This is a genomic window from Clostridium sp. TF11-13AC, from assembly GCF_003481065.1.
In the GTDB taxonomy this organism is placed as follows: domain Bacteria; phylum Bacillota; class Clostridia; order Lachnospirales; family Lachnospiraceae; genus Otoolea; species Otoolea fessa.
In genome coordinates, this window is record NZ_QUKJ01000001.1 from 824944 (window position 1) to 849703 (window position 24760).

Consider the following 24760-nt stretch of genomic DNA (forward strand, 5'->3'; position numbering starts at 1 on the left):
TCTCCGCCAAACCAGTTTCAGCCGTGGCATGCTCAGCTATTTTTAGAGCTTTATTCATTCTCTGTCAATGCTTCATTTCTCTTAAACAGTGCATTGACGAAATCATTCGCATCGAATTTCTGTAAATCGTCGATCTTCTCGCCGATTCCGACGTATTTAACCGGAATACCAAGCTCGGACTGAATCGCAACCGCGATACCGCCCTTTGCCGTGCCATCCAGCTTCGTCAGGATGATGCCGGTGATATCCGCCACCTCCATAAACTGTTTTGCCTGTGCAAGAGCGTTCTGACCGGTCGTTCCGTCAAGGACAACCAATGTCTCACGGTAGGCGTCCGGATATTCTTTGTCGATGATCCGGTTGATCTTCTTTAACTCTTCCATCAGGTTTTTCTTGTTGTGCAGACGACCTGCCGTGTCGCAGATCAGCACATCGGCATTTCTTGATTTTGCCGCCGCGATCGCATCGTAGATAACAGCTGCCGGATCAGAACCTTCCTGCTGGGCGATCAGCTCAACGCCCGCGCGTCCTGCCCACTCCGTCAGCTGCTCAATCGCTGCCGCACGGAATGTATCCGCCGCCGCCAGAATGACCTTCTTGCCCTGATCCTTTAACTGACCCGCCAGCTTGCCGACCGAGGTCGTCTTCCCGACGCCGTTGACGCCGATCACCAGCACAACCGACTTGCGGTTTTCAAATTCGTAGGCATTTTCGCCCAGATCCATCTGTTCCTTGATGCTGGCAATCAGAAGATCCTTGCACTCTGCCGGATCCTTGATGTGGTTTTCTTTTACCTTTTTCCGGAGATCCTCGACGATCGCCATCGTCGTCTGGATACCTAGATCGCCCATGATAAGCGTCTCTTCGATCTCCTCATAGAAATCATCATCGATCGCGGAAAAACCGCTGAATACGGAATCAATTCCGCCTACAATGGAATCTCTCGTTTTCGTCAGCCCTTCTACCAGACGGCTGAAAAAACCCTTTTTCTTATCTCCCATGGCTGCGCCTCCTTTTCTATTTCTGAACTCTTTTTTGCAATTATAATTCTGCTTTTTCCTCTTCCCGCTCCATCTGCGCCTCGATCAGGCTGACCGATACCAGCGTGGACACACCTTTTTCCTGCATCGTGATACCGTACAGGCGGTCTGCCGACACCATCGTGCCTCTTCGGTGGGTGATGACGATAAACTGCGTGTAGCGCGTCAGCTTATGCAGGTACCCGGCAAACCGGTCTACGTTGGAATCGTCGAGTGCCGCCTCAATCTCATCAAGCAGGCAGAATGGCGACGGTTTTAAGTTCTGAATTGCAAAAAGCAGTGCGATCGCCGTCAATGCTTTCTCCCCACCGGAGAGCTGCATCATATTCTGCAGTTTTTTGCCCGGCGGCTGTGAAATAATCTGGATGCCTGCCTCCAGAATATCTTCTTCCTGCGACAGCTCCAGCGTACCCGTTCCGCCTCCAAATAATTCCTTAAATACTTTATCAAACTCGCGGCGGATCTCACCAAATTTTTCCCGGAACTGACGCCGCATTCCTTCATCGAGCTCCTCGATAATTTTTTCCAGCGCCGCCTGTGCCGCTACCAGATCTTCATGCTGGTTTTTCATAAATTCGTAGCGGCCGGATATCTCCTTGTAGTCCTCGATCGCGTTGACATTGACATTCCCAAGGGCGCGGATCTCCATCTTTTTCTCATTGATCGACCGCTTCATTTCTGGAATCGAGGTCAGCTCTTCCTTCCGCAGCTCTTCCGCGCGCGAATACGTAAGCTCATACTCACTCCACATATAATCGACCTGCGACTCCAGGCGCTCATTCAGGCGTTCTCTCTGATTCTGGAGACGGAAGTTCTCGCGGTCTAAAAGCTGGAGACGTTCGTTCAGCTCTTCCTTTTTATCAAAGAAAGTTTTCTGCCGCCCCGCCTTTTCTTCCTTCTCACGCTGCTTGTTCTGGATTACCAGTTCCATCTGCGTCCGCTTGTCCCCGGACGCCTGTATCTCGGCTTCCAGCGCTGCAATCTCTCGCTCTCTGGCAGCGATCGTCTCGCTGCTGTCCGCGTGACCGCCGGAAAGTTTCTCTTTCTCTGCCCGGAGACGTTCCTGCTCCTGCAATACACGGCGCAGATTTTCCTCGATAAACGCGCCCTTCTGCTCCGCCTGGGAATGCCCAAGCTGTATCTCCGAAAGGGCTGCCGCCGCTTCCCCACGCTGCTTTTTCGCCGCCTCAAGACCTGTCTGCTGCTCTTCCACGTACTGGTTCTTCTCATTACTTAGCGTTTCAAGCTTCGTCTCTTCGGTCTGCAGCTCCCGCAGCGCCCCGCGCAGATCACCTACCTGCAGTTCGAGTTCCTGATTTTCTGAAGACAGATCCTGCGAGGAATCTGCAATCTCCTGCCGTCTCGCCTCTAACTGGCCGATCGTCAGTTCCAACGTATTCTGCTGGATCTGCATCTGCTGGCGCCTCTCCTGGACGGATGCCAGTGTTCTCTTCGCTTCCGTCAGCCTGCGCCCTGTCTCTGCCAGCTCCTTCTGTACCGCTTCCACCTGTTCCAATGCCTTTTTGCAGGCAGCTTCCAGTTCTTCGATCTCACGGCGTCGTCCCAGCAGATTGCTGCTGTTCTTGAATGCACCACCGGTCATCGAACCGCCAGGGCTTAAAAGCTCGCCGTCCAGCGTCACGATCCGGAGAGAATACCGGTATTTCTTTGCCAGCGCAATCGCATGATCGATCTGATCCACCACGACCACGCGTCCCAGCAGATAGGATACCAGCCCGCTGTATTTCTCATCCGCAGAGACCAGTTCGCTTGCCAGTCCAAGAACACCCATTTCTTTCAGCGCCCCCGGCTGTCCAAAACTCTGGCGGCGTTCCATGCTGGTCAGCGGCAGAAACGTCGCACGGCCATACCGGTTCTTTTTCAGATGTTCAATCAGGCGTTTCGCCGTCTCCTCGGAATCCGTCACAATGTTCTGGATGCTGCCGCCAAGTGCCGTCTCGATCGCCGTCTCATATTTCTTCGTCGTGCTGATCAAATCCGCCACAACGCCATGAATACCCGGAACGCAGTTCCTGACTTCCATCACGCGGCGGATACTGCCGCCGTAGCCCTCGTAGCGCTCCGCCAGATTCCGCATTGATTCCAGCCTCGTCCGGCTCGTGTGGTAATCCTGCTGAAGGCTCGAAAGTTTCTGGTTCAGGCGGCGTTCCTGTTCTTCCTCCGTGCGCGTCTGCTCCTGCAGCTCTTTTTCCTGCGCCGAAAACGCTTCCAGACATTCCCGCACCTTCCCTAATTTGGCTTCTTCTTCTTTTTTCTGCTCTTCCTGAACCGACTCATCGCTCTTGAATTTCAAAAGCTTCTGCGTCACTTCCGCCCGGCGCACATCCGCCTGCTCCAGCATCGTCTCATAGCGCTGACGGCGGGCGGCAAGTTCCGCTTTCTGGTTCAGAGCGTCCATGATCTCGGCTTTTGCCTTCTCGATCAAGGTTTCCGTCCGGCTGACCGCCTCGTCCATCGAACGGACTGCTGCCTCCGCTTCCTGCTGTTTTGCCTCGATTGTCTGCACCGATGCATTTAGTGCCTGTTTTTCAGACTCATATTCCGCCTGTTCTTCCTCTTTCTGATGCATTTCGCCGTCGATCGACGCCATCCGGCTGCGGATATGTTCTTCGTTCATCTGCTCCGTCCGGATCTGCTCTCTGAGAACTCCGATCCGTCCGGTCTTCTCCTGGCGTTCCAGGTCTTCCCGGCTGCACGCCTCACGATCCGCGGCAATCGCCGCATCCAGCGCATCCAGCTCGGTTCCGAGCAATTCGTACTCCGATTTCAGTGTCTCCGATTCCGCCCGCACACTCTCCTGATCGCCGGTCAGAATCATCTCCTTCTGCTCCACTTCCCGGATCTGGCGCTTCAATTCCTCCGATTCTGCCAAAAACAGGTTGGCGTCCAGGCAGCGCAGCTCTTCCCGCAGACGCAGATACTCCTTCGCCTCCTCCGACTGCCGTTCCAACGGTCCTACCTGTTTTTCCAGCTCGGACAAAATATCCGTCACGCGGATCAGGTTCTGTTTTTCATCTTCCAGCTTCTTCTGTGCGATCGCCTTGCGCCGCTTGAATTTCACGATTCCAGCCGCCTCGTCAAACAGCTCGCGCCGTTCCTCCGGCCGCCCGCTTAAAATCTGATCAATCTGCCCCTGTCCGATGATGGAATATCCCTCTTTACCGATACCCGTATCGTAAAAGAGCTCGTTGATATCTTTTAGACGGCAGCTCGTTCCATTAATCTTATATTCACTCTCACCAGAACGGTAAAGACGTCTTGAAACCGTGACTTCGTCGTACTCAATCGGAAGTTTGTGATCGGCATTATCCAGTGTGATCGCCACGTAGGCAAATCCCTGCGGTTTTCGAAGCTCCGTACCAGCAAAAATAACGTCCTGCATCGTGCCGCCGCGCAGCTGCCTGCTTCTCTGCTCACCGAGCACCCAGCGCACTGCATCGGCGACATTGCTCTTGCCGCTGCCGTTCGGTCCGACGATGCCCGTGATTCCGTTGTGGAACTCAAACAGAATTTTATTGGCAAATGACTTAAAACCCTGTATTTCAATACTCTTTAAATACATACCTACTCCTGCGGTTTTCTGATAGTGAGGATCCCACGGTACGCCGCACGCTGTTCCGCTGATTTTTTCGTCCGTCCGATGCCGCGGCCGATCTCCTGACCGTCCAGCATCGCGGACACTTCGAAGCTCTTGTTGTGATCCGGTCCTTCTTCTTTCAGAAGAACGTATGTAAGTGTCTCGTCTGTGTGTCCCTGCACAATCTCCTGCAAGATAGTCTTGCTATCATAAAAGAGCTTTTTGTGTTCCATATCGTTGAGAATAAATCGATGAATAAACTCTTTTGCATTAGCAAAACCACCGTCCAGATAAATCGCACCGATCAGTGCCTCCATCGCATCCGACACCACCGAATCGCGCCCCCGTCCGCCGGTCGCATCCTCGCCTTTTCCAAGCAGCAAAAATCCACCCAGATCGATCTCCTGTGCGCAGAATGCAAGCGTCGGCTCGCAGACCAGACTCGCACGTGTCTTTGTCATATCGCCCTCCGGCATCTCCGGAAACGTGCGGAACAGAAAATCACTCGATACCACTTCCAGCACCGCGTCGCCTAAAAATTCAAGACGCTCGTTGCATCCCAGTTTTCCAAGATGGTGCTCATTGGCGTACGAACTGTGTATCATCGCGTGTTCCAGAAGCTTCTTGTCCTGAAACGAATAGCCAATCCGTTTTTCCAATTTATTTAATGTATACTCCATATATTTCTCTCTTTCCAGCCTGTCCTGCTGCTGACTGATTCCGGCAATCATTGCTATTTGTGTCTGTGAGCCAGAGTCAAACATCCGTTCCTTTTGGAAAGGAGCTGTCGCGATCCTGCCCTTCGGCAGCCCGCCCAGCCCCTTTGCCTGACAGACTTCTCTATAACTTTTTAACAAACATTGAATTAGTTCAGTGCGTTCTTGATCTGCTCTACTGCATCGCCCACAGATACAATCTTTTCTGCCTCCTCAGTCGGAATTTCGATATCAAACGCCTCCTCGATTCCCATGATAATCTGAAAAATATCCAGCGAATCAGCGCCCAGATCATCCACAAACGTCGTATTTAACGTAATTTCATCTGCTTCAACATTCAGTACCTCCGCGATAATGTTCTGTAATTTTTCAAATTCCATAATTTTCTTCCTTTCTATGAACTTATTTTAAAATATTTAGAATTCTAGATTGATTAAAAACATATCGTTTTTTCGCTACATTTTATAATTTCACGAAAGTTTCACAGACTTTCCTTGATCTTTTCATTAATCGCCTGCTCTTTAAAGGTCACACACTGAAGAATCGAATTGCACACCTCGATGCGCTTGGAATTTCCGTGCGTCTTGACAACCAGCCCCTTCAATCCCAGAAGCGGTGCGCCGCCGTACTGGCTCGCATCGAATGCTTTGAGCGTCGTCTTCAACGCCGGTTTTACAAGCAATGCGCCGATCTTTGAGCGCAGGCTCGTCATCATGCCCTGTTTTACCATGGAAATCAGGGTTGCACCAACACCTTCATAGAGTTTCAGGATGACATTTCCGACAAATGCCTCAGAAACGATGACATCCGCGCCGCCGTGCGGAATCTCGCGTGCCTCGATGCTGCCAATGAAATTGATGTCCTTACATTCTTTTAAGAGCGGGAATGTCTCTTTCACCAGCGCATTGCCCTTCTCTTCCTCCGCACCGATGTTGACGATCGCCACACGCGGATTCTTGATGCCAACCACGTGTTCCATGTAGATGGAGCCCATCTTTGCAAACTGTACCAGATGGGACGGTCTTGCATCGACATTGGCGCCGCAGTCGATCAGCAGGGATACGCCCTTTTCTGTCGGAATCAATGGAGCCAGTGGCGGACGTTCAACGCCCTTGATTCTGCCGACGATCACCTGTCCGCCGACCAGAATCGCGCCGGAACTGCCCGCGGAACAAAATGCATCCGCCTCACCCCTGCGGACCATATTCATGCCGACCACGATAGACGAATCTTTCTTCGTGCGGATCGCATTGACCGGCGGTTCCTCCGTCTCGATGACCTCAGTCGCATTGACAACCTCGATCTGTTCTTTCTTATATGTATGCTTTTTTAATTCTTCTGATACGACTTCTTCCTTGCCGATCAGGAAAATCTGAATATCTTCCCTCGACTGGGCTGCCATCACGGCACCTGCCACGATCTCACCCGGTGCGTTGTCGCCCCCCATGGCATCTACTGCTATCTTAACCATTGCGTGTTCTCCTTCTATAATTTATAACGATACACATACCAAACCTGTCTTCCGCCACTGCGGCATATGTGGTCCGAACGAATCGCTCTTTCATCGTCACGCTGCAGCTGTCCCGCTTTTTATTGTCCACAGCCACATTACATCAATCTTTACTATACTAGAGATCAATCTATAAATCAATAAGATTTGAACCAATTTTCCATTGCATGCATCTGATTGGCAGCATCCTTCCTGCCGATATCATACGTCTCCTGCAATTTTTCAACACTATGTTCGGTTCTGCCGATTGGAAGCGCCACGCTCGGACGGATAACAAAAATTTTTCCCTCTTGTTCGAGGCGATCGATCCATTCCACCGTCTTATTATAGAAATAATAGCGGCTGCGAAGCGCCCTCACGAACGCCGGATATTTGTGATATGCCGCCTCCGGCAGCCAGAAATTGCCCGGTTTCTTGCGGTAGCCCGCCGGACGGGTCAGCACAACGACGCATTTTTTATACCCCATCTTAGCGAACGCATGCAACGGAATGCTGTCCGTGCAGCCGCCGTCCAGAAGCTTCATTCCACCAACCTCGACCATATGGGACACATACGGAAGGGATGCCGTCGCACGGAAATATTCGACATCTTTAAACATATCTTTAATCTCCAGATACTCTGCTTTCCCTGTCTCCACATTGCTGCATGCCACATAAAACCGTGTATTTCCCCGGTCAAATGCCTCGTAATCATACGGATCCAGCCGTTCCGGTATATCATGGAAGCAGAACTGCTCGTCCACCAGATTTCCCGTCCGCAGCCAGTTTTTAAAGCTCATAAAACGCTTGTCATTGCAGTATTTTTTATAATAACGGATGCTCCGCTCCTTCTGCCCCGACACAAACGAAGCCCCATGCACTGCCCCCGCCGAGACGCCGATCACGCCGTCAAATGAAATATCATGATCCAAAAACACATCCAGGACGCCCGCTGTGTAAATACCGCGCATCCCGCCGCCCTCCAGAACGAGACCGGTCTTTTTTTCTTTTTTTAACTCTGTCATATATCATCAAACTCCTATTAAATATCTTATATACTATAAAACAAGATCGAACAGATAGCAAATACGATTTTTCTATCTAATTCCATATTTTTTAGTATAACGTTACTGTTCACGCATACGTGCCCAGTAACGGAATTTGCCGTGGCTTCGCATTTAAATACGGCAAATTCCTACTGCCACCACGTTTTCTTACGGCACTTTCGGTTCCAAAAGTGCCCACCCGGGAACAATAACAGTATAACACCTCGGCAGAAAAAGGGAAAGGGGGACGTGCGCCGCCTATGCACACGTTCCCCTTTCTCTTTTTCTTCGATATCCCTATTATTTTATTTCTGCATCGCGTCCATCCGCGCCTGCACATACTCCTCCAGCATCTTCGTCGTTCCCTCAATTCCCAGCCGGCTGCTGTTGATCGAAAGGTCATAATTTCTGGAATCTCCCCAGCGTCCGCGGCTGTAACAGTTGTGGTAGGATTTCCGCCGCCAGTCCTTCGTCTTTACCAGACGTTTCGCCTCGTCCTCTGAAAGTCCGTGCAGCTGCTCGATTCTCTTCACCCGTGTTCCCTCATCGCCCAGCACAAAGATCGTGATCAGTCCGTCATATTCCTTTAAAACCGTCTCCGCACACCGTCCAACTACCACAAACGATTCCCCCGAATCGGCCTTGTCTTTCAGGTAACTGAACTGCATCTGCGCCAGATTGTTCTCCAGAGAGCTTGAAAATCCGCTGACATTGCGCGCCAGAAAACGGTTTAGCGGCTTCTCGTCGTATTTTTCCAGCACACGCGGATCCACACCCTTTTCCTTGGCAATACTGTCCAGCATCCTATGATCATAAATCGGAAGTTCAAAATGCTCTGCCAGCGCTTCCGCTATCTTGTGTCCGCCGCTGCCAAACTGTCTGCTGACCGAGATAATCACTCTGTTTTTCCTCTCCTCCATATAAAAGCCCCCTTAAAAGTATCTCACATATATACAAACCATGGAAATCAGGATTACCAGCACCGTCGCCGGAGCTGCATACCGGCAATATTTCCCCCAGCCGATAAAATGTCCGTTTTTCGCTGCCACTGAGATACCAACTACATTTGCCGAGGCTCCGATCGGAGTTCCGCAGCCGCCAATATCCGTACCCATCGAAAGCGCCCACGCCAGAACCGAGAGATCCATGCCGCCTGCCTGCGCCAGGCTCCGGATAACCGGGATCATCGTCGCCGCAAATGGGATATTGTCCACAAATGCACTCGCAAGCGCCGACAGCCACAGCACAATCGCTACTACCCATTTTACATTATTTCCACTGACTGCGTCAATGATCCCTGCTAAAGAATTTAGGACGCCCGTCTGCTCCATGCCGCCAACCACGACAAAAAGACCAATGAAGAATAGCAGCGTCTTATAATCAAGCTTCTTAATCATGCTGAGCGCCTCACCGCCGGATGCCAGCAGCGAAAAAGCACCGATAAATACGCCGATCGTCGCAACTGTCAGTCCCGTCTGTGCATGCGTCACCAGCATCACGATCGCCGCCGCAAAGATCACCACGCTGACCACAAACCGTTTCCGATCCGCGATCGCCTCCTGTGGGGATGGATATGTAACCGCTTCGTCATGCCTTTCACTCGCCTTTAATTCTTTCCTAAAGGAAAAATAGAAAAACAGCACGATAAAAATCAGCGAAACACCCGCCATCATACCTGTATTTAAAATAAAATCTTTAAATGAATATCCGAGCGAGGTTCCGATGATGATATTCGGCGGATCGCCGCACATCGTCGCAGAGCCGCCCAGATTCGAACAGAAGATCTCTGAAATGATCATCGGAATCGGATCAAAATGCAGAAGATGCGCCAGCTCTACCGTGACCGCTGCCAAAAAAAGAATAACGGTAATACTGTCGATAAACATCGCCAGAAACGCCGACATCAGCATAAATGAAATAAAAATCGGGATCGTCTTATAATGTACCGCCTTGGCGATTGTCAGGCACAGCCACCGGAAAAATCCCGCGCGCTCCATGCCCTCCACCATCAGCATCATACCGGCAATAAAAAGAATCGTCGCCCAGTTGATGCCGCTCGAGGACTCTGCCGCCGCCTCGGTCTGAAACCAGAAGTTCGGAACCATGAAGCTCTGCAGGCTCAGTGTCTCCGCCGCTGCCGCCTCACTGTGCATACAGACGCCAAACACCAGCACCAGCGTCAGAAGCCCGCATCCGAGCGATACGATATGCCTCTCAATGTGATCCCAGATGATAAGTCCAAACATTACAATAAAAATAATCACAGCCAAAATTTGTGCTGCCATCTTTGTGCCCCTCCTTTGTCAGTCCTTTTTCTGCCATCCTCCATACTGGCTTAGAACCCCTTGCAGTCTCTTCTCAGACCGCCTCTTCCCCTAGATTGTTAAAAAATAGGCAGTCATGAGATACCATCTCTATCTTACTACTTATTTCACAATATGCAAGTATACTTTTTGTTATTTTTTTTATTTCATCAGAAATAACTGGCAGCTTGTTCTTCAGCACTCTTTTCATGTATGTGTTTTCATTCTACCCATCGTTCTGTTTGCAAATATTCTCTTTATTTTTCTCTGTTTTTAAATGTAAAAGAGACAGACCGCATATTCCGTGCAATCTGCCTCTTCTCACATCTATTTTACAATTCTGTCTCCATCTTCCCTGACGGATTTTCATCAAAATTGTTTCTTAAAAATTTTACAGAAGCGCCCCATCTTCCCCGACCTGCTTGCCGTCCGGCGTCGTCGTATTAACTAACATCGCGCCGTTTACATCCAGATAATACCATTTTCCATTCCAGAACACCCAGGTATTCGTCTTGCAATATGCATTTTCATCGAAGAAATACCACACACCGCCGATCTGCTGCCAGTTATTGGTCACATAGCTTCCATCGGAATTGCGGTATTTATAGCCAAGCGCATCCTGTTCCCACGCACCGGCTGCCGGACCGCTGCCTGCTTCCTTGAAGACAAGCGTCTTCTGAATTTCCTGCGCCTGCTCCGCCGTGATTGTGAAGGAATCCGATGTCTGCCATTCGCCGTGCCGTGAATCGCTGTAAACCGCGCGCACATCAAACGTGTAGGTTCCCGCCTGCGTAAGATAACGTCCAAGATTGTATTTCGTTTCTTTTCCCGGTTTTACCGTACTTAAAAATTTCTCATCCCGGTAAACGCGCAGCTCATAGTATTTCGCATCCTCACTGCCGTTCCACTCTGCAACGCCATCCATCTGATCCCACTCTGCCTCATCTACATCCAGGCTGTAATCACTGGAGGTTCCTTTTAAAGCTTTCAGGGTGATCACGACCCGGAGTTCCTCATCGCCCTTGCGCTTGATAGAAGTAACCGTCGCACTGTCACCGCTCAGGGTTACATTCTTTTTCGCATAACCGGATTTAAAATAATAATCATCGTCCGCCTCCAGAGTAACCTCCAGCTTTGGCTTATCCTTGTCCACCCATTTGCCGGACGGCTCATTGATCACATCAACATTGGAAATATCGCAGTCACCGAAATCGAGCGAAACATCCACATCTGAACTCTCATCACCGACATGGATCGAGGACGAAACATTTAAGCCGATCGAGCCAACCGGGCTGCGGTTCTCCGTATCCCTCGACGCAAATGCCTGAAATGGGATCGCCGCCAGAAGCGCGGCGGCTGTGACGGTCAAAAGTAAATATTTTCCCTTTTTCATATGTAAAACCTCCTAACGTGATTTTTATAAACATTATCCCTCTTTTTTCCTTCTTCTCTATATTAACAAAAAATAGCGGTATTGTACACCTTTTTGCATACAACACCGCCATCTACATAGTATCTCAGTTACTGTACACACATACGTGTCCAGTAACTGAATTTGCCGTGGCTTCGCATTTAAATACGGCAAATTCCTGCTGCCACCACGTTTTCTTACGGCACTTTCGGTTCCAAAAGTGCCTACCCATGAACCAATGTCAGTAAGTTAAGCTTTAGCGTTAAATCCCCTATAGGAGTCTAACATATTTTTAAATTGATACTTGACAAAAATGTCAAAATATGCGACCGCTCTCGCTATTGATCTTTTTCAGAAGTAGCGAGAGCGGCCCCTGTAATTAGAAATATACTTTCATTTACAGGAGGCACATATATGACTTTCGTTAGTAAAAGTTAAATAACAAATAACAGTACATAAAATACTTTGTTAAATAACATTCTTATAGGGATAGTTGAGCTTAATGCTCTTCTATCCCCATTTTTTACATTTTTACTAATAAAAATCACAGATTTGATAATATTCACGAAATATAAAAAATGGAGAGATTATTGCAAATTAATAATCTCTCCTGTTTTTGACCACATTTTATAAGCCATAAGTTATAGTTGCTAAAATCTACCCAAAAACACCTGTTAAACACCCTCTTGAAATGGGCTAAAAATGGGCTAAAATGCGAAAAATGGGTTAAGCAAAAATCGCTTAACCCCTTATTTTTCAATACTCGTATCTTAGTCTTCTACTTTAACGATTTCTTTCTTGTTGTAGCTTCCGCAAGCTTTGCACACTCTGTGAGGCATCATCAGAGCACCGCACTTGCTGCACTTTACTAAGTTCGGAGCACTCATTTTCCAGTTAGCTCTGCGGCTGTCTCTTCTTGCTTTGGAAGATTTGTTCTTAGGACAGATAGACATGGTTACACCTCCTTAAATTCATTGAATATCTCCTGGATAACCGACATCCTTGGATCGAGCGACCTAGTGTCACAGGTACAAGTCCGAAGATTAAGATTTGTACCACATCTATTGCAAATCCCCTTGCAGTCTTCTCTGCACAGGACTTTCATAGGCAAGCTCAGTAGCAGTTCGTTGCAAACCAACTGGTCTACATCCAGATTGTACCCCTTCATAAAGGGTTCATCATCTAAACTCTCCTCCTGACCGTCCTGCACCTCAAACTCTCGTCCAAAATCCAGTTCGCAGTCGAAAGATACTGGCTCCAGACAACGCGCACAGTGACCTCCCACCGTCAGCGTCGCATGACCACTCATCGTATACTTATGCCGTGTCTTAGCCGTCAGTTCCAGTTCAAAAGGCTCAGCCTTCTCAATCTGAAACGTCTCTCCGTCAAAATCGACAGAGTCCAGCGCAGTCTCGACTGTATAGACTTTCTTTCTACCCTCGCAGTTAAAAAGTTCCGATAAATGAATCAGCATACTAATCTCCTAATACGCACTTTGATATTATACAAAGGTCGAGCGCGTTTGTCAATGATTAATTTTACATATTTTTGCAAATTTTAATTCATATTTAATTATTTTACCAGTGCAAGAGTCTCGCGAGCGATAGCCAGCTCTTCGTTGGTCGGAACCAGGAGAACCTGAACCTTGGAGTCGTCAGCAGAGATAATTCTCTCCTCACCTCTTACGTTGTTCTTCTCCTCATCCAGTTTAACGCCTAAGTAGGTCAGGCTGCTGCAAACATCTTTTCTCATCTTGATGTTGTTCTCGCCGATACCAGCGGTGAATGCGATTGCATCTACACCGTTCATAGCTGCTGCGTATGCACCGATATATTTGATTACACGATAATCGAACACATCCAGAGCCAGCTGTGCTCTCTTGTTGCCAGACTCTGCTGCTGCTTCCAGATCACGTCCGTCGCTGGATACGCCGGAAATACCGAGCATACCGGATTTCTTATTCAGGACTTCGTTCATCTCATCCAGGGACAGACCTTCTTTTTTACCTACGAAATCAATGATAGCCGGATCGAGGTCACCAGAACGTGTACCCATAACCAGACCTTCCAGTGGGGTCAGACCCATGCTGGTGTCTACGGATTTGCCGCAGTTTACAGCGGAGATGCTGGCACCGTTACCCAGGTGGCAAACGATGATCTTCATCTGATCATATGGTTTTCCAACGATCTCAGCGGTTCTCTTAGATACGTAGCTGTGGGAAGTACCGTGGAAGCCGTAACGTCTAACTTTGTATTTCTCATAGTATTCATATGGAATACCGTAGGTGTAAGCAACCCCCGGCATGGTCTGATGAAAAGCGGTATCAAATACAGCTACCATCGGTACGCCTGGCATAAGTTCCTGGCAGGCACGGATACCGATCAGGTTTGCCGGGTTGTGAAGCGGTGCCAGATCGTTGCACTCTTCGATTGCTTTCATGGACTCGTCGTTGATTACGCAGGAAGAAGTGAATTTCTCACCGCCGTGTACGACACGATGTCCAACTGCGCCTACCTCAGACAGGCTCTTGATAACACCACTCTTCTCGTTAGTCAGGGCTGCCAGAACTGCGTTGATAGCCTCTGTATGGGTCGGCATAGCGATCTCAGATTTCTCTTTTTCGCCGCCCTCCGGCTGGTAAGTCAGCATACCGTCGATGCCGATTCTCTCGCAAAGACCCTTAGCCAGAACGCCCTCTGTCTCAGAGTTGATTAACTGATACTTTAAGGAAGAACTTCCGCAGTTAATAACTAAAATATTCATGGTAATAGATTCCTTTCTTTATAACATCACAATTCAGCCGCAGGTATTCTCTATATGCGGTTCACACGGAAGCATCTGCAAAAACGTCTGCACTGCCCTGTTGTGAACTGCAGGATTATGTATGAATACCGGGCTGAACTGTAATTATCACTTTTAATTCTTAATTAAACGGATTTAAGATTCTCTGACGCGGTGCCAGTTCTCCATCCATTTGATTCCAATTGGTATTAATTATGCCTGCTGAGCCTGTACAGCTGTGATAGCTACTACGCCTACGATATCGTCTGCGAAGCATCCTCTGGACAGATCGTTTACCGGCATGGACAGACCCTGAAGAACCGGGCCATAAGCGCCAGCTTTTGCAAGTCTCTGAACCAGTTTGTAACCAATGTTGCCTGCTTCCAGGGACGGGAATACTAAGGTGTTAGCATGTCCAGCTACGGTGCTGCCCGGTGCCTTAGCCTCGCCTACAGACGGAACCAGTGCTGCATCAAGCTGAAGCTCGCCATCCAATTTCAGTTCCGGGAACTTCTCATGAGCAATCTTAACTGCATCTGCTACCTTGGTAACATCATCATGTTTAGCGGAACCCATAGAAGAATAGGACAGCATAGCTACCTTCGGCTCTGCGCCAACCAGCATCTTGAAGCTCTCTGCGGACAGACCAGCGATCTCAGCCAGCTTGTTGGAATCGAAGTCAGTGTTTACTGCACAGTCAGCGAATACGAACAGACCGTTCTCACCGAACTCGCAATCCGGAACTTCCATCAGGAAGAAGCCAGATACAGAGCTGATACCCGGTTTGGTCTTCAGAAGCTGCAGAGCCGGACGAATGGTGTTGCCGGTAGAATGGCATGCACCAGATACAGCGCCGTCAGCATCGCCGCACTTGCACATCAGGCAAGCATAGTACATATAGTCTTTCTCCATCTGCTCTTTTGCGACTTCCGGAGTAACACCTTTTTTGCCTCTTAATTCAACGAACTTGTCGATGTATTTCTGCTTATTCGGATCATTGTACGGGTCAACGATGGTGGCACCGGAAATGTCGAAGCCTTTGCCGTTTTTCTCAATCTCTTCCGGAGTACCGATGATGATCAGATTTGCGATACCCTCTTTCAGAATTTTCTCAGCTGCCTCGTATGTTCTCTTGTCCATTGACTCTGGAAGAACGATGGTTTTCTTGTCTGCTTTTGCTCTTTCCTTAATCTTGTCAATAAATGCCATGGTTATAAAACCCCTTTCATAAGTGTGTGTCTATTACTGCTAACATTATATACCAGTTGTTTATTGTATACAAGAGCGATTTTCAAATTTTTGATTAATTAAATTTTTAACAAGATGCACTATAATTTTCCCTTTACGCTCCCGCACTTCCACTATATAATGTAAATGAAGCAGAAAATGGCTGCTATTTTTTACAGATTTTTCTGCCGTAACAGCAACAGTCTTTTATTCTTACTTTTATTATAAAAGGCTGCTACAAAATTCCTCGCAAAAATGCAAAAAACAGGATTGAAATTTATGAAAATCGTTGGTTTAATTACCGAATATAACCCGTTCCATGCCGGACATCTGTATCATATGCAGCAGGCAAGGGAACTGACCGGCGCAGACTACTGCGTCGTCCTGATGAGCGGCAGCTTCGTCCAGCGCGGCGAACCCGCCATCTTTGATAAGTACCGTCGTACAAAAGCCGCTCTTCTCGCCGGTGCCGACCTGGTACTTGAGATGCCGGTCGCTTTTTCTACCGCTTCGGCGCATGAATTTGCCGCCTATGGAGTCGCGCTTCTGTCGGCGATCGGTGTGGATGCCGTTGTGTTCGGCAGTGAATGCGGGCAGATTGAATTCCTTAAGCAGGCTGCTTCTGCGCTGAACCACGAATCGGCAGAATTTCAGGAACGGCTGCGGAAAGGGTTGAAGGCGGGACTGACTTATCCGCAGGCACGGGCGAAGGCGCTGGGAGAAACACAGGCGGGCGGGACAAGAGTTGAAAATGTAGAAGATTTTCACGCAAATACAGATGTGTCGAACTCTCATATATGGTCTTCCATTTTAAACTCCCCTAATAATATCCTTGGGATTGAATATCTGCGGGCGGCGGAAGATCTGCACAGCCCGATGGAATTTTATACGATTTCGCGGGAGGGAAGCGGATATCATGAGGATGCACTGTCTGAAGCAAAGTTTCCATCCGCTTCGGCAATTCGCGGGATAGTTCGGAAGAGCTATGAAAATCTGTCAGCAGATAGTCCAGCTTCACTAAAACAGGAACCGGGTTCTGATTCAAAAAGTGAGATTTTATTTAATATTTTAATACCTCATCTGCCAGCCGTGACGCATCCCGCATACGCAGGTGCACTTCCCGTTTTTACGGATGACTTTTCAGAACTTTTAAATATGGCTGTTTTACAGATGCAGAAATCTTCAGCGAAAGGTTCCATTGCTGCCACAAACGTCGTTATGCCTTCCAGCACTTTGTCTGTTGATACCAATACGCAGGCTATATCCCGCATCGCAGATCTCTCCCCGGAGCTTGCCGCCCGCCTTGCAAAACCACCTTACTTTCCTCTCTCTTTTGAAGAACGGATTCAGGCATTAAAGACGCGCCAGCTTACCTACACGCGTGTCAGCCGTGCGCTTCTGCATCTGGTACTCGGTATGCGCGAGGAAGATATTTCCCGGTGGAAGGACGAGGGCTATGCACTCTATGCACGGATTCTCGGTTTTCGCAGGCAGAGCAGCCCTCTGCTCTCCTGTCTGCATAAAAAAAGCAGCATCCCCCTCATCACTAAAATGGCAGATGCCGCCCAGAACCTCTCCCCGTCGGCGCTCGCGCTGCTGGAGCAGGAGGTGTACGCCTCGCATTTATACCAGACGGTGCGGATGAAGCGCAGCGGCGTATTTCAAAATGAATATACAGAAGGACTGGTTTTTGTATAAAAATGAACCAGTTTTCAAGTCGAACGTCCGTGAGACTTGGCTCGTGATTCTGGTCAGCGAAGCTGACATATTCCATACAGAATCACTGCGCATCCCCGCGGAGCGTTTATCTCAGTCGGAGACCCACCTCCCACTGAGACAAATTTGCTATTACTCGCCACCTAAAGAGGTGGGACTCTTCTCGACTGAGATAAAACTTACAAATGGAGGAAACCACAGTGAATAGAAAATCACCTATTATCATCGGAATTGCCGGAGGAACTGGTTCAGGAAAATCCACTTTTACAAACCGTCTGAAAGACGCATTTGGTAATCAGGTGACCGTGCTTTACCACGACAACTACTACCGCGCCCACGACGATATGCCATTTGAACAGCGCAAAAAGCTGAACTACGACCACCCGGATGCATTTGAGACGGAGCTGCTTCTTGAGCATCTCAACAAACTGAAAAACTGGGAGGCAATCGACTGTCCAACCTACAACTACGCCAACCACAACCGCGCCGAAGCGACCATTCACATCGAGCCGCGCCCGGTTATCCTGTTGGAGGGCATTCTCGTTCTCTATGACGAAGCACTCCGCAATCTGCTCGACATCCGCATTTTCGTCGATGCCGACGCCGACGAGCGCATCCTCCGCTGAATCTTACGTGACACGAAAGAGCGCGGACGCGATATCGAAAACATCATCGACCAGTATCTGACTACCGTCAAACCGATGCATGCTCTCTTTGTTGAACCGACCCGCGCCTATGCAGATGTCGTTACAAACAGCGGACGGAATGAGGTTGCATTCTCGCTGGTGCGGGGGGAGATTGCACGGCTGCTGGAGGAGGCGAAGGCGGAAGAATAATATTTCAAAATATTGGGATCATCGAGGTCACAAATGAGGTCATCGAGGTCATGATTTGATTTCTGACCTCAATGACCTCATTCTGACCTCGATTTACACGCCAAAAAGCAGCAGTATCACACAGTCAGCGCTCCATTCTTTTTTGAATGTCTCGCCACTGCCGATACCGCCGCTTTTTCCTATATACTTTTTCTATGATGCCTGCTCTAACATAACATTTTATTTAATTCATAACCACACAGCTCTGCTCGATCTCAATTTGGCTCTCCGCAATCACTCCCTGAAACCGTTCATATTCCGCCGGTTCCATCCGCCAGGCAATTCCACAGCCTGCTGAGAGTTCGCGTGGGACAGGCACCAGGCGCCCTCTGATTCCCTGTTCCCGGCAGAATGCCTCCATCTCCATCGCCGCAGCCGTCGTGCGAAAGGTAAAAATCCGATATTCCCGTTTCTGCCTCATCATTTCCACCTATTTAATATTCCAGAGCAGCATCACGCTTCAAAGGTAATGGTGAAACAGCCGTTTTCCAGCACCTTGGTGTGCCCCTCTTTTCCATGATACTTCAACGTGCGCTCAATATTCGTCCGGGTGTGTGCCTCATCGCCAAGCACACGGATCTGTTTTCCCGGATGTTCATCCATCGCATCCATCACCATCAAAACCGGTTCCGGACAGGAGAGTCCCCGCACATCTACCTCAACAAAATCTGACATTTTCCGTTTCCTCTTTTCTTTATTTCTTTCTACGTTTCATATTTGCCGCTGCAATCACGAATAACAGGGCAATACATACAATTACGGCAATTTTGCCCGGCATCGCCGGACCACCCAAAACGGCTGCCTCTGTCTCGGTTGCCGCTTTTGCTGCCGCACCAACCAGGTTAAAATTGTGTGCAAGTGCCGCACCTAACAGCATTCCCAGAAAGGTTACCGCACTGTCCGAGGAGCCCTGCCCTGCCAGAATGATCTGACGCAGCGGGCATCCGCCAGCCAGAACGGCTGCAAATCCAACGGCATACATACCCAGAATATTCCAGAGATGCTGGGAGTGCGCGATCGGCTGACCGGAAAAGCTCAAATGGAAATTGCCAGTTGCAAGGTTAAAAATCAGCATGACTGCAAACAGTGCGCCGATAATGCTGAGCAAATCAAAGTTTTTCATCAGAATCACATCACGGATGCTGCCTGCAAAACACATACGGCTCTTCTGTGCCAGTGCACCAATCAGGAGAGCCGCAACCAGGGAAATCAGAATCGGTGCGTGCTTGCTTCCCGGTCCTTCCGTGCTGGCTGCGTATACGCCTGTTACTGCTCCAATGATAAAAAGCGCCAGAAGGAGCACCGGAAGCACATATCCGCTTGATTTCTGCGTCTCATACGCTCTGCCCAGCGAAAATCCCTTTTTCAGGAAGAACGAACCGGTTGCAATACCGCCTGCAAATCCAACCAGCGCTACATACGCATTCAGGTCACCGGCTGCCATACGCAGAACCATACGCAGCGGACACCCTAAGAATACCAGCGCGCCGATTACCATGATCGCACCCAGAACAAAGCGGATCATCGGTGAAGAACCTGCTGTCGCCTTATACTCGTTCGTCACCAGTGAGATTGCAAATGCTCCCACTGCAAATCCTACAATCTCCGGACGGAAATACTGAACCGGTGCTGCTGAGTGAAGTTTCAGCGCGCCCGCCGTATCACGTACGAAGCACGCAATACAGATCGCCATATTGGCCGGATTTCCAAAATACGCCAGCAATGCTGCCAGCACACCCACAAGCGCGCCTGCCACTGCCAGCTTCCATGTCTTGTCAAATACTTTCATACCTGCCTCCTTTTTTATTTCATGTACTCTTAAAGTTTTTCTCACACTCGTCATTGTGGGTGATTTCACGCACCACACTCGCATTTCATCAATACATATCAGAAATTTGAGTGCATCTGGCAAAAAAATCATCTCACAAAATCAAACATGAAAAATTTCAAGCGCGTACATTTCATGGATCTATCCATACTTTCCGCAGACAAGTATAACATCCTGTATTTTTATGGTAAAATCGTTTATATTGATATTTGCTATAAACTTATTGATATTTTCAATAAATAAAGCTACACTCTTCTTTAGAGATTGTCTTCACCTGTCTACTATTCATTTTAATTTTGGATTTTATCATAGAATCATTAAAAATTGATTTTATCTATAGAAAGGATTTTAAATATATGGACATCCGCCAATTAGAAGCTTTCGTGTACACCGTCAAATATCAGAGTTTTTCGCTTGCCGCCCAGAAGCTGTACATCTCACAGCCGACTGTCAGCGCCCACATCCGCAGTCTGGAGGAGGAATTTCACACCCAGCTTTTAAAGCGCACCACCAAATCGCTCTCCCTGACTCCTGCCGGGACAAAATTATATTCCTATGCCACGGAGATTCTGACCCTGCAGCAGAAAGCAATCGTGGAACTCGCCAACGAGACGAAACCGCAGCTTCGGATCGGCGCATCCTCCGTTCCGTCCCTTTATTTTCTGCCGGAACTTTTAAGCGCTTATCACGCAGTTCATCCTGATATCCGTGTCTATGCCTCCTGCTCAGACAGCCTGGACGTTGTACATAAGGTGGATGACGGCATCTGCGACATCGGTCTGGTCGGAACTACTACCTCGGACACCTCCTGCGAATTTCTCCCCTTTGCCTCCGATGAGCTTGTGATCGCCGCCCCCGCCACGCCGCATTATCAGGCTTACCAGACTATGCCATCACCGCTGGATGCCCTCTTAAAAGAACCGTTTCTGCTCCGGGAAGATAATTCCGGCACAAAGCAGGAAACCCTTCATTTCCTGAAAAATAAAGGGCTTTCACTCGATGATTTAAATGTTATTGCCGTGATGGACGATGCCGCCGCCCTCAAGCAGTGTATCATGCTGGGAATGGGCATCTCCATTCTCTCAAAAGCAACTGTACAGGCAGATGCACGGCAGGGGAAACTGCTTCTCTTTCCGCTTGGGGAAGCTGCCTTTCTCCGGAAACTCTATCTGGTGTATTCGCCGGTTAAGTATATGGCAGAGGAAGGCGGGGTGTTTTTGGAATTTGCGAAGAGGTTTTATCAGCTATAACTGTCCAGCATTATCAACCCCCATAAAAGTGCTTTCTAAATTTCCTACGCCTCTTCCCCCACCAACAACCCATACAACGTCGGCTTCACATGCAGTTTCTTCATCATCGCTTCCAGTGCCGCCCCGTCTGCTTTCTTGCCCTGGCAGATCGCACGGATCATGATATTTTTCGGTGTGTGTTCCATGTCGATGAATTCGAGAATCTGCGTCCGGTAGCCGGACATTTCGAGGAGCTGCCCACGGATTCCGTCGGTCAGAAGCGCCGACATACGTTCTTTCAGAAGGCCGTACTGTAAAACCGGCGACAGAAGGTCGTTCTGAATCTGCTTGTTAATCTCATGCTGACAGCATGGAACGGAAAGAATGACTTTTGCGCCCCATTTGACCGCTTTTGCCAGCGCATAATCGGTCGCTGTATCACAGGCGTGCAGCGTCACGACCATATCGACCTGATCGACGCCCTCATATCCGGCGATGTCGCCGTGCAGGAAGGTCAGGTTCTCAAATCCAAACTTCTTGCTCAGGCGGTTGCAGAGCGCAATGACATCTTTTTTCAAATCCAGACCGATGACACGGATCGAATATTTTTTCAGCACATGCAGATAGTAATACATCGCAAACGTCAGATATGATTTCCCGCATCCGAAATCAATGATCGTATTCGTCCGGTTCGGATCGAGATTCGGAAGTACATCCTCAATAAATTCCAGGAAACGGTTGATCTGGCGAAATTTGTCGTAGCGGGATTTTACAACTTTGCCTTCTGCCGTCATGACACCGAGATCTACTAGAAATGGGACTGGGACGCCTTCCTGAAGGACGTATTTTTTAGTACGGTTATGGGATAACGAAGCCAGACGTTCTGAAAACGCTGCGGCATCCATGCCAGCCGACAGTCCTGTTCCGGCATTTTTCTGCTGTTTCGCATTGCTCTGCAGTTTACCATTTCCCTGTATTTTAGCACTTCTCTGCATCTTTCCGTTTTCGTGACTTGACTGACTCTGACCCGATTTTTCGAGCGAATTTTCTTTCACATCTGCATGACTCTTCGCCGACATCTGCTTTCCAGCTTTCTGCACATCACCTGCTGCCACCGATACCGTCCGATTCTCTGCCCTTTTAACCCCTACCTTCTTCTCTTTGATCGTCACTGTCCCCTTCTTACTGATCAGAATATTGACAATCCCGTGAAGCGACGCGATCTCCGCATTGCGGTAACGGTTTTCCAGTTCTCCGAGCAGGTACTCGGCGGTCTTTTCTGCGTTCTTATTTTTCTGAAATGCCTGTTTTTCCGTAAATTCTTCCGTCTGAAAAGCAAGCGCCCCCCGCAGAAGCAGAGGACGCACAGTTAATTTCAGATAGGATTCTCGGGTTGCTGAAAATGATTCGCTCCAGATCGGTATCGAGATACCGCAGAAGCACCTCTCTCAGTTCCTGTGATTTATCCATATGAAACTCCTATTAGTTCTTAAAGCTGTGTACTGGTGCCGGGATACGTCCGGTACGTTTGACAAAGTTGTCGCAGGAGAAACGGTTGACCGGAATGATCGGCGCATAGCCAAGCAGACCGCCGAACTCTGCCGTATCGCCCACTGTTTTTCCGATGACCGGAATCAGGCGGACTGCCGTTGTCTTCTGGTTGATCATGCCGATTGCCGCCTCGTCCGCGATGATACCGGCGATCGTGGTCGCTTTCGTATCGCCTGGGATCGCAATCATATCAAGACCTACAGAGCAGACACAGGTCATTGCTTCCAGCTTCTCAATCGTAAGCGCACCCTCAGAAACTGCATCGATCATGCCCTGATCCTCGCTGACCGGAATAAACGCACCGCTGAGTCCGCCAACATAGGAGGACGCCATGATGCCGCCCTTCTTAACCTGATCATTTAACATTGCCAGCGCTGCTGTTGTACCCGGTGCACCACTGCGCTCTAAGCCGATCTCTTCCAGAATCTCCGCCACACTGTCTCCGACTGCCGGAGTCGGTGCCAGCGACAGATCAATGATGCCAAACGGAACGCCCAGACGTTTGGATGCCTCCTGTGCTACCAGCTGTCCAACACGGGTGATCTTGAACGCCGTCTTCTTGATCGTCTCACACAGCACCTCAAAGTTCTCGCCACGTACCTTTTCCAGAGCCGTCTTTACAACTCCCGGACCGCTGACGCCGACGTTGATGATCGCATCCGCCTCAGTCACGCCATGGAATGCACCTGCCATGAACGGGTTATCATCCGGCGCGTTGCAGAATACAACCAGCTTCGCACAGCCGAGGGAATCATTGTCCTTCGTTGCCTCTGCGGTTGCCACAACCATCTCGCCCATCAGACGGACCGCATCCATGTTAAGACCTGTCTTGGTAGAACCGACATTGATGGAGCTGCACACACGGTCGGTGCAGGCAAGTGCCTGCGGGATCGAGCGGATCAGAAGCTCTTCCGCCGGTGTCATTCCCTTGGAAACCAATGCGGAATAGCCTCCGATAAAGTTGACGCCCACTTCTTTCGCTGCCTTATCAAGTGTTTTCGCAATCTCTACAAAATCCTCGCTCTTCTTGCAGGCACTTCCACCTACCAGCGCGATCGGAGTAACCGAGATACGTTTATTGACGATCGGAACCCCAAATTCACGTCCGATGGCATCGCCGGTCGATACAAGATCTTTCGCATAAGTTGTAATCTTATTGTAGATCTTCTCATTCATCTTCGCCAGATCACTGTCCACACAGTCTAAGAGGCTGATACCCATCGTGATCGTCCGCACATCCAGTTTTTCATGCGCGATCATGTTATTAGTTTCCAGAACTTCCTGCATGTTAATCATTGGTTTTACGTCCTTTCTGAAAATATTTGCTTAGATTCTGTGCATACTGGTAAAAATCTCTTCTCTCTGACAGAGAATCTTTACGCCGATCTCCTGTCCCAGCTTGTCCAGCTCATGCGCCATATCATCAAAGGATGTCTTGGAACCGGAAATATCCACGATCATCATCATATTGAAATATTCCTGCAGGATCGTCTGCGTGATGTCAAGAATGTTCATGTTGTGGTCAGCCAAATAATTACACGTTTTTGCAACGATACCGACGCGGTCCTGTCCAACGATAGTAATAATAATCTTACTCATAGCTTTCATCCTCCTGTGTGCTCTCCGTCCTATGGCGGAAATGTTTTTATGACTTACTAATTTCTATAAAAACTCAACTGCCATCCGGCTGCTGACTTTTACACCTAAAATGACATTTCGTTACTGTACACGGGTAGGCACTTTTGGAACCGAAAGTGCCGTAAGAAAACGTGGTGCCAGCAGGAATTTGCCGTATTTAAATGCGAAGCCACGGCAAATTCCGTTACTGGACACGTATGCGTGTACAGTAACGATATTTCTGTCAACCCCACACTTTTGTTCATGCCTCCAAGCCATAACCCCAAATATATCTTCTGGCTTGTTTTCAGACTTTGTATAACCAATTTTAAT

21 protein-coding genes and 1 pseudogene are annotated in these 24760 nt (G+C 48.9%); 3 read left to right on the forward strand and 19 right to left on the reverse strand.

Annotated features, from left to right (window positions below; translation table 11 throughout):
- Positions 1-50: 50 nt before the first annotated feature.
- From ftsY to pta, 13 genes are all read right to left on the reverse strand, one after another.
- Positions 51-1001 (reverse strand): signal recognition particle-docking protein FtsY, encoded by a 951-nt coding sequence (ftsY, locus tag DXD12_RS03750; RefSeq protein WP_117795274.1) that lies wholly within the window; start codon positions 999-1001, stop codon positions 51-53.
- 40 nt (positions 1002-1041) lie between these two features.
- Positions 1042-4623, reverse strand: a complete 3582-nt coding sequence (gene smc, locus DXD12_RS03755) for a chromosome segregation protein SMC (RefSeq protein WP_118637439.1) — start codon at positions 4621-4623, stop codon at positions 1042-1044.
- Positions 4624-4625: 2 nt separating this feature from the next.
- Positions 4626-5318: a ribonuclease III gene (rnc, locus tag DXD12_RS03760; RefSeq protein ID WP_107000387.1), complete on the reverse strand. Its 693-nt coding sequence runs from the start codon at positions 5316-5318 to the stop codon at positions 4626-4628.
- A 185-nt stretch (positions 5319-5503) separates the two neighbouring features.
- Complete coding sequence (acpP, locus tag DXD12_RS03765) at positions 5504-5734, reverse strand: acyl carrier protein (protein ID WP_106999769.1); 231 nt, start codon at positions 5732-5734, stop codon at positions 5504-5506.
- 101 nt (positions 5735-5835) lie between these two features.
- On the reverse strand, positions 5836-6825 hold the full coding sequence (plsX, locus tag DXD12_RS03770) for a phosphate acyltransferase PlsX (RefSeq protein WP_106999768.1): 990 nt from the start codon (positions 6823-6825) through the stop codon (positions 5836-5838).
- A 176-nt stretch (positions 6826-7001) separates the two neighbouring features.
- Complete coding sequence (locus tag DXD12_RS03775; protein WP_118637441.1) at positions 7002-7868, reverse strand: patatin family protein; 867 nt, start codon at positions 7866-7868, stop codon at positions 7002-7004.
- A gap of 326 nt (positions 7869-8194) precedes the next feature.
- Entirely contained in the window at positions 8195-8809 is a 615-nt protein-coding gene (locus tag DXD12_RS03780; RefSeq protein ID WP_118637443.1) for a cytidylate kinase-like family protein, read from the reverse strand.
- 12 nt (positions 8810-8821) lie between these two features.
- The gene (locus tag DXD12_RS03785) at positions 8822-10174 is read right to left on the reverse strand and encodes an SLC13 family permease (RefSeq protein WP_118637445.1); all 1353 of its coding nucleotides are present in this window, start codon (positions 10172-10174) and stop codon (positions 8822-8824) included.
- 409 nt (positions 10175-10583) lie between these two features.
- Positions 10584-11585, reverse strand: coding sequence for a hypothetical protein (locus DXD12_RS03790; protein WP_118481757.1), 1002 nt, complete (start codon positions 11583-11585; stop codon positions 10584-10586).
- A gap of 788 nt (positions 11586-12373) precedes the next feature.
- Positions 12374-12556, reverse strand: coding sequence for a 50S ribosomal protein L32 (rpmF, locus tag DXD12_RS03795; protein ID WP_003499726.1), 183 nt, complete (start codon positions 12554-12556; stop codon positions 12374-12376).
- A gap of 2 nt (positions 12557-12558) precedes the next feature.
- On the reverse strand, positions 12559-13077 hold the full coding sequence (locus DXD12_RS03800) for a DUF177 domain-containing protein (RefSeq protein ID WP_022360443.1): 519 nt from the start codon (positions 13075-13077) through the stop codon (positions 12559-12561).
- Between the two features lie 98 nt (positions 13078-13175).
- Entirely contained in the window at positions 13176-14366 is a 1191-nt protein-coding gene (locus tag DXD12_RS03805; RefSeq protein WP_118637447.1) for an acetate kinase, read from the reverse strand.
- A gap of 231 nt (positions 14367-14597) precedes the next feature.
- Complete coding sequence (pta, locus tag DXD12_RS03810) at positions 14598-15593, reverse strand: phosphate acetyltransferase (RefSeq protein ID WP_117795259.1); 996 nt, start codon at positions 15591-15593, stop codon at positions 14598-14600.
- Between the two features lie 297 nt (positions 15594-15890).
- Between pta and DXD12_RS03815 the strand changes: the two genes are divergently transcribed.
- Entirely contained in the window at positions 15891-17309 is a 1419-nt protein-coding gene (locus DXD12_RS03815; protein ID WP_118481754.1) for a nucleotidyltransferase family protein, read from the forward strand.
- 218 nt (positions 17310-17527) lie between these two features.
- Positions 17528-18163, forward strand: a pseudogene (gene udk / locus DXD12_RS03820) (uridine kinase).
- A gap of 223 nt (positions 18164-18386) precedes the next feature.
- Here udk and DXD12_RS03825 read toward each other — a convergent pair.
- Genes DXD12_RS03825 through yedE form a run of 3 tightly spaced genes read right to left on the reverse strand, consistent with a single transcriptional unit; the run spans position 18387 to position 20045 of the window.
- On the reverse strand, positions 18387-18623 hold the full coding sequence (locus DXD12_RS03825) for a DUF3343 domain-containing protein (protein WP_118637449.1): 237 nt from the start codon (positions 18621-18623) through the stop codon (positions 18387-18389).
- 32 nt (positions 18624-18655) lie between these two features.
- Positions 18656-18877, reverse strand: coding sequence for a sulfurtransferase TusA family protein (locus tag DXD12_RS03830; protein WP_118637451.1), 222 nt, complete (start codon positions 18875-18877; stop codon positions 18656-18658).
- A 19-nt stretch (positions 18878-18896) separates the two neighbouring features.
- Positions 18897-20045, reverse strand: coding sequence for a YedE family putative selenium transporter (gene yedE, locus DXD12_RS03835; protein ID WP_347561363.1), 1149 nt, complete (start codon positions 20043-20045; stop codon positions 18897-18899).
- A 341-nt stretch (positions 20046-20386) separates the two neighbouring features.
- Between yedE and DXD12_RS03840 the strand changes: the two genes are divergently transcribed.
- Positions 20387-21280 (forward strand): selenium metabolism-associated LysR family transcriptional regulator, encoded by an 894-nt coding sequence (locus DXD12_RS03840; RefSeq protein WP_118637455.1) that lies wholly within the window; start codon positions 20387-20389, stop codon positions 21278-21280.
- 44 nt (positions 21281-21324) lie between these two features.
- On the opposite strand, the gene DXD12_RS03845 is transcribed toward DXD12_RS03840, so the two are convergent.
- The 3 genes from DXD12_RS03845 to DXD12_RS03855 all read right to left on the reverse strand — a co-directional run bounded on the left by DXD12_RS03845 (position 21325) and on the right by DXD12_RS03855 (position 24409).
- A complete protein-coding gene (locus DXD12_RS03845; RefSeq protein WP_243105340.1) occupies positions 21325-22626 on the reverse strand; it encodes an SAM-dependent methyltransferase in 1302 nt (433 codons plus the stop codon).
- A 115-nt stretch (positions 22627-22741) separates the two neighbouring features.
- Positions 22742-24106 (reverse strand): PFL family protein, encoded by a 1365-nt coding sequence (locus tag DXD12_RS03850; protein ID WP_106999746.1) that lies wholly within the window; start codon positions 24104-24106, stop codon positions 22742-22744.
- A gap of 30 nt (positions 24107-24136) precedes the next feature.
- The gene (locus DXD12_RS03855; protein WP_022360436.1) at positions 24137-24409 is read right to left on the reverse strand and encodes an ACT domain-containing protein; all 273 of its coding nucleotides are present in this window, start codon (positions 24407-24409) and stop codon (positions 24137-24139) included.
- Positions 24410-24760: the final 351 nt, after the last annotated feature.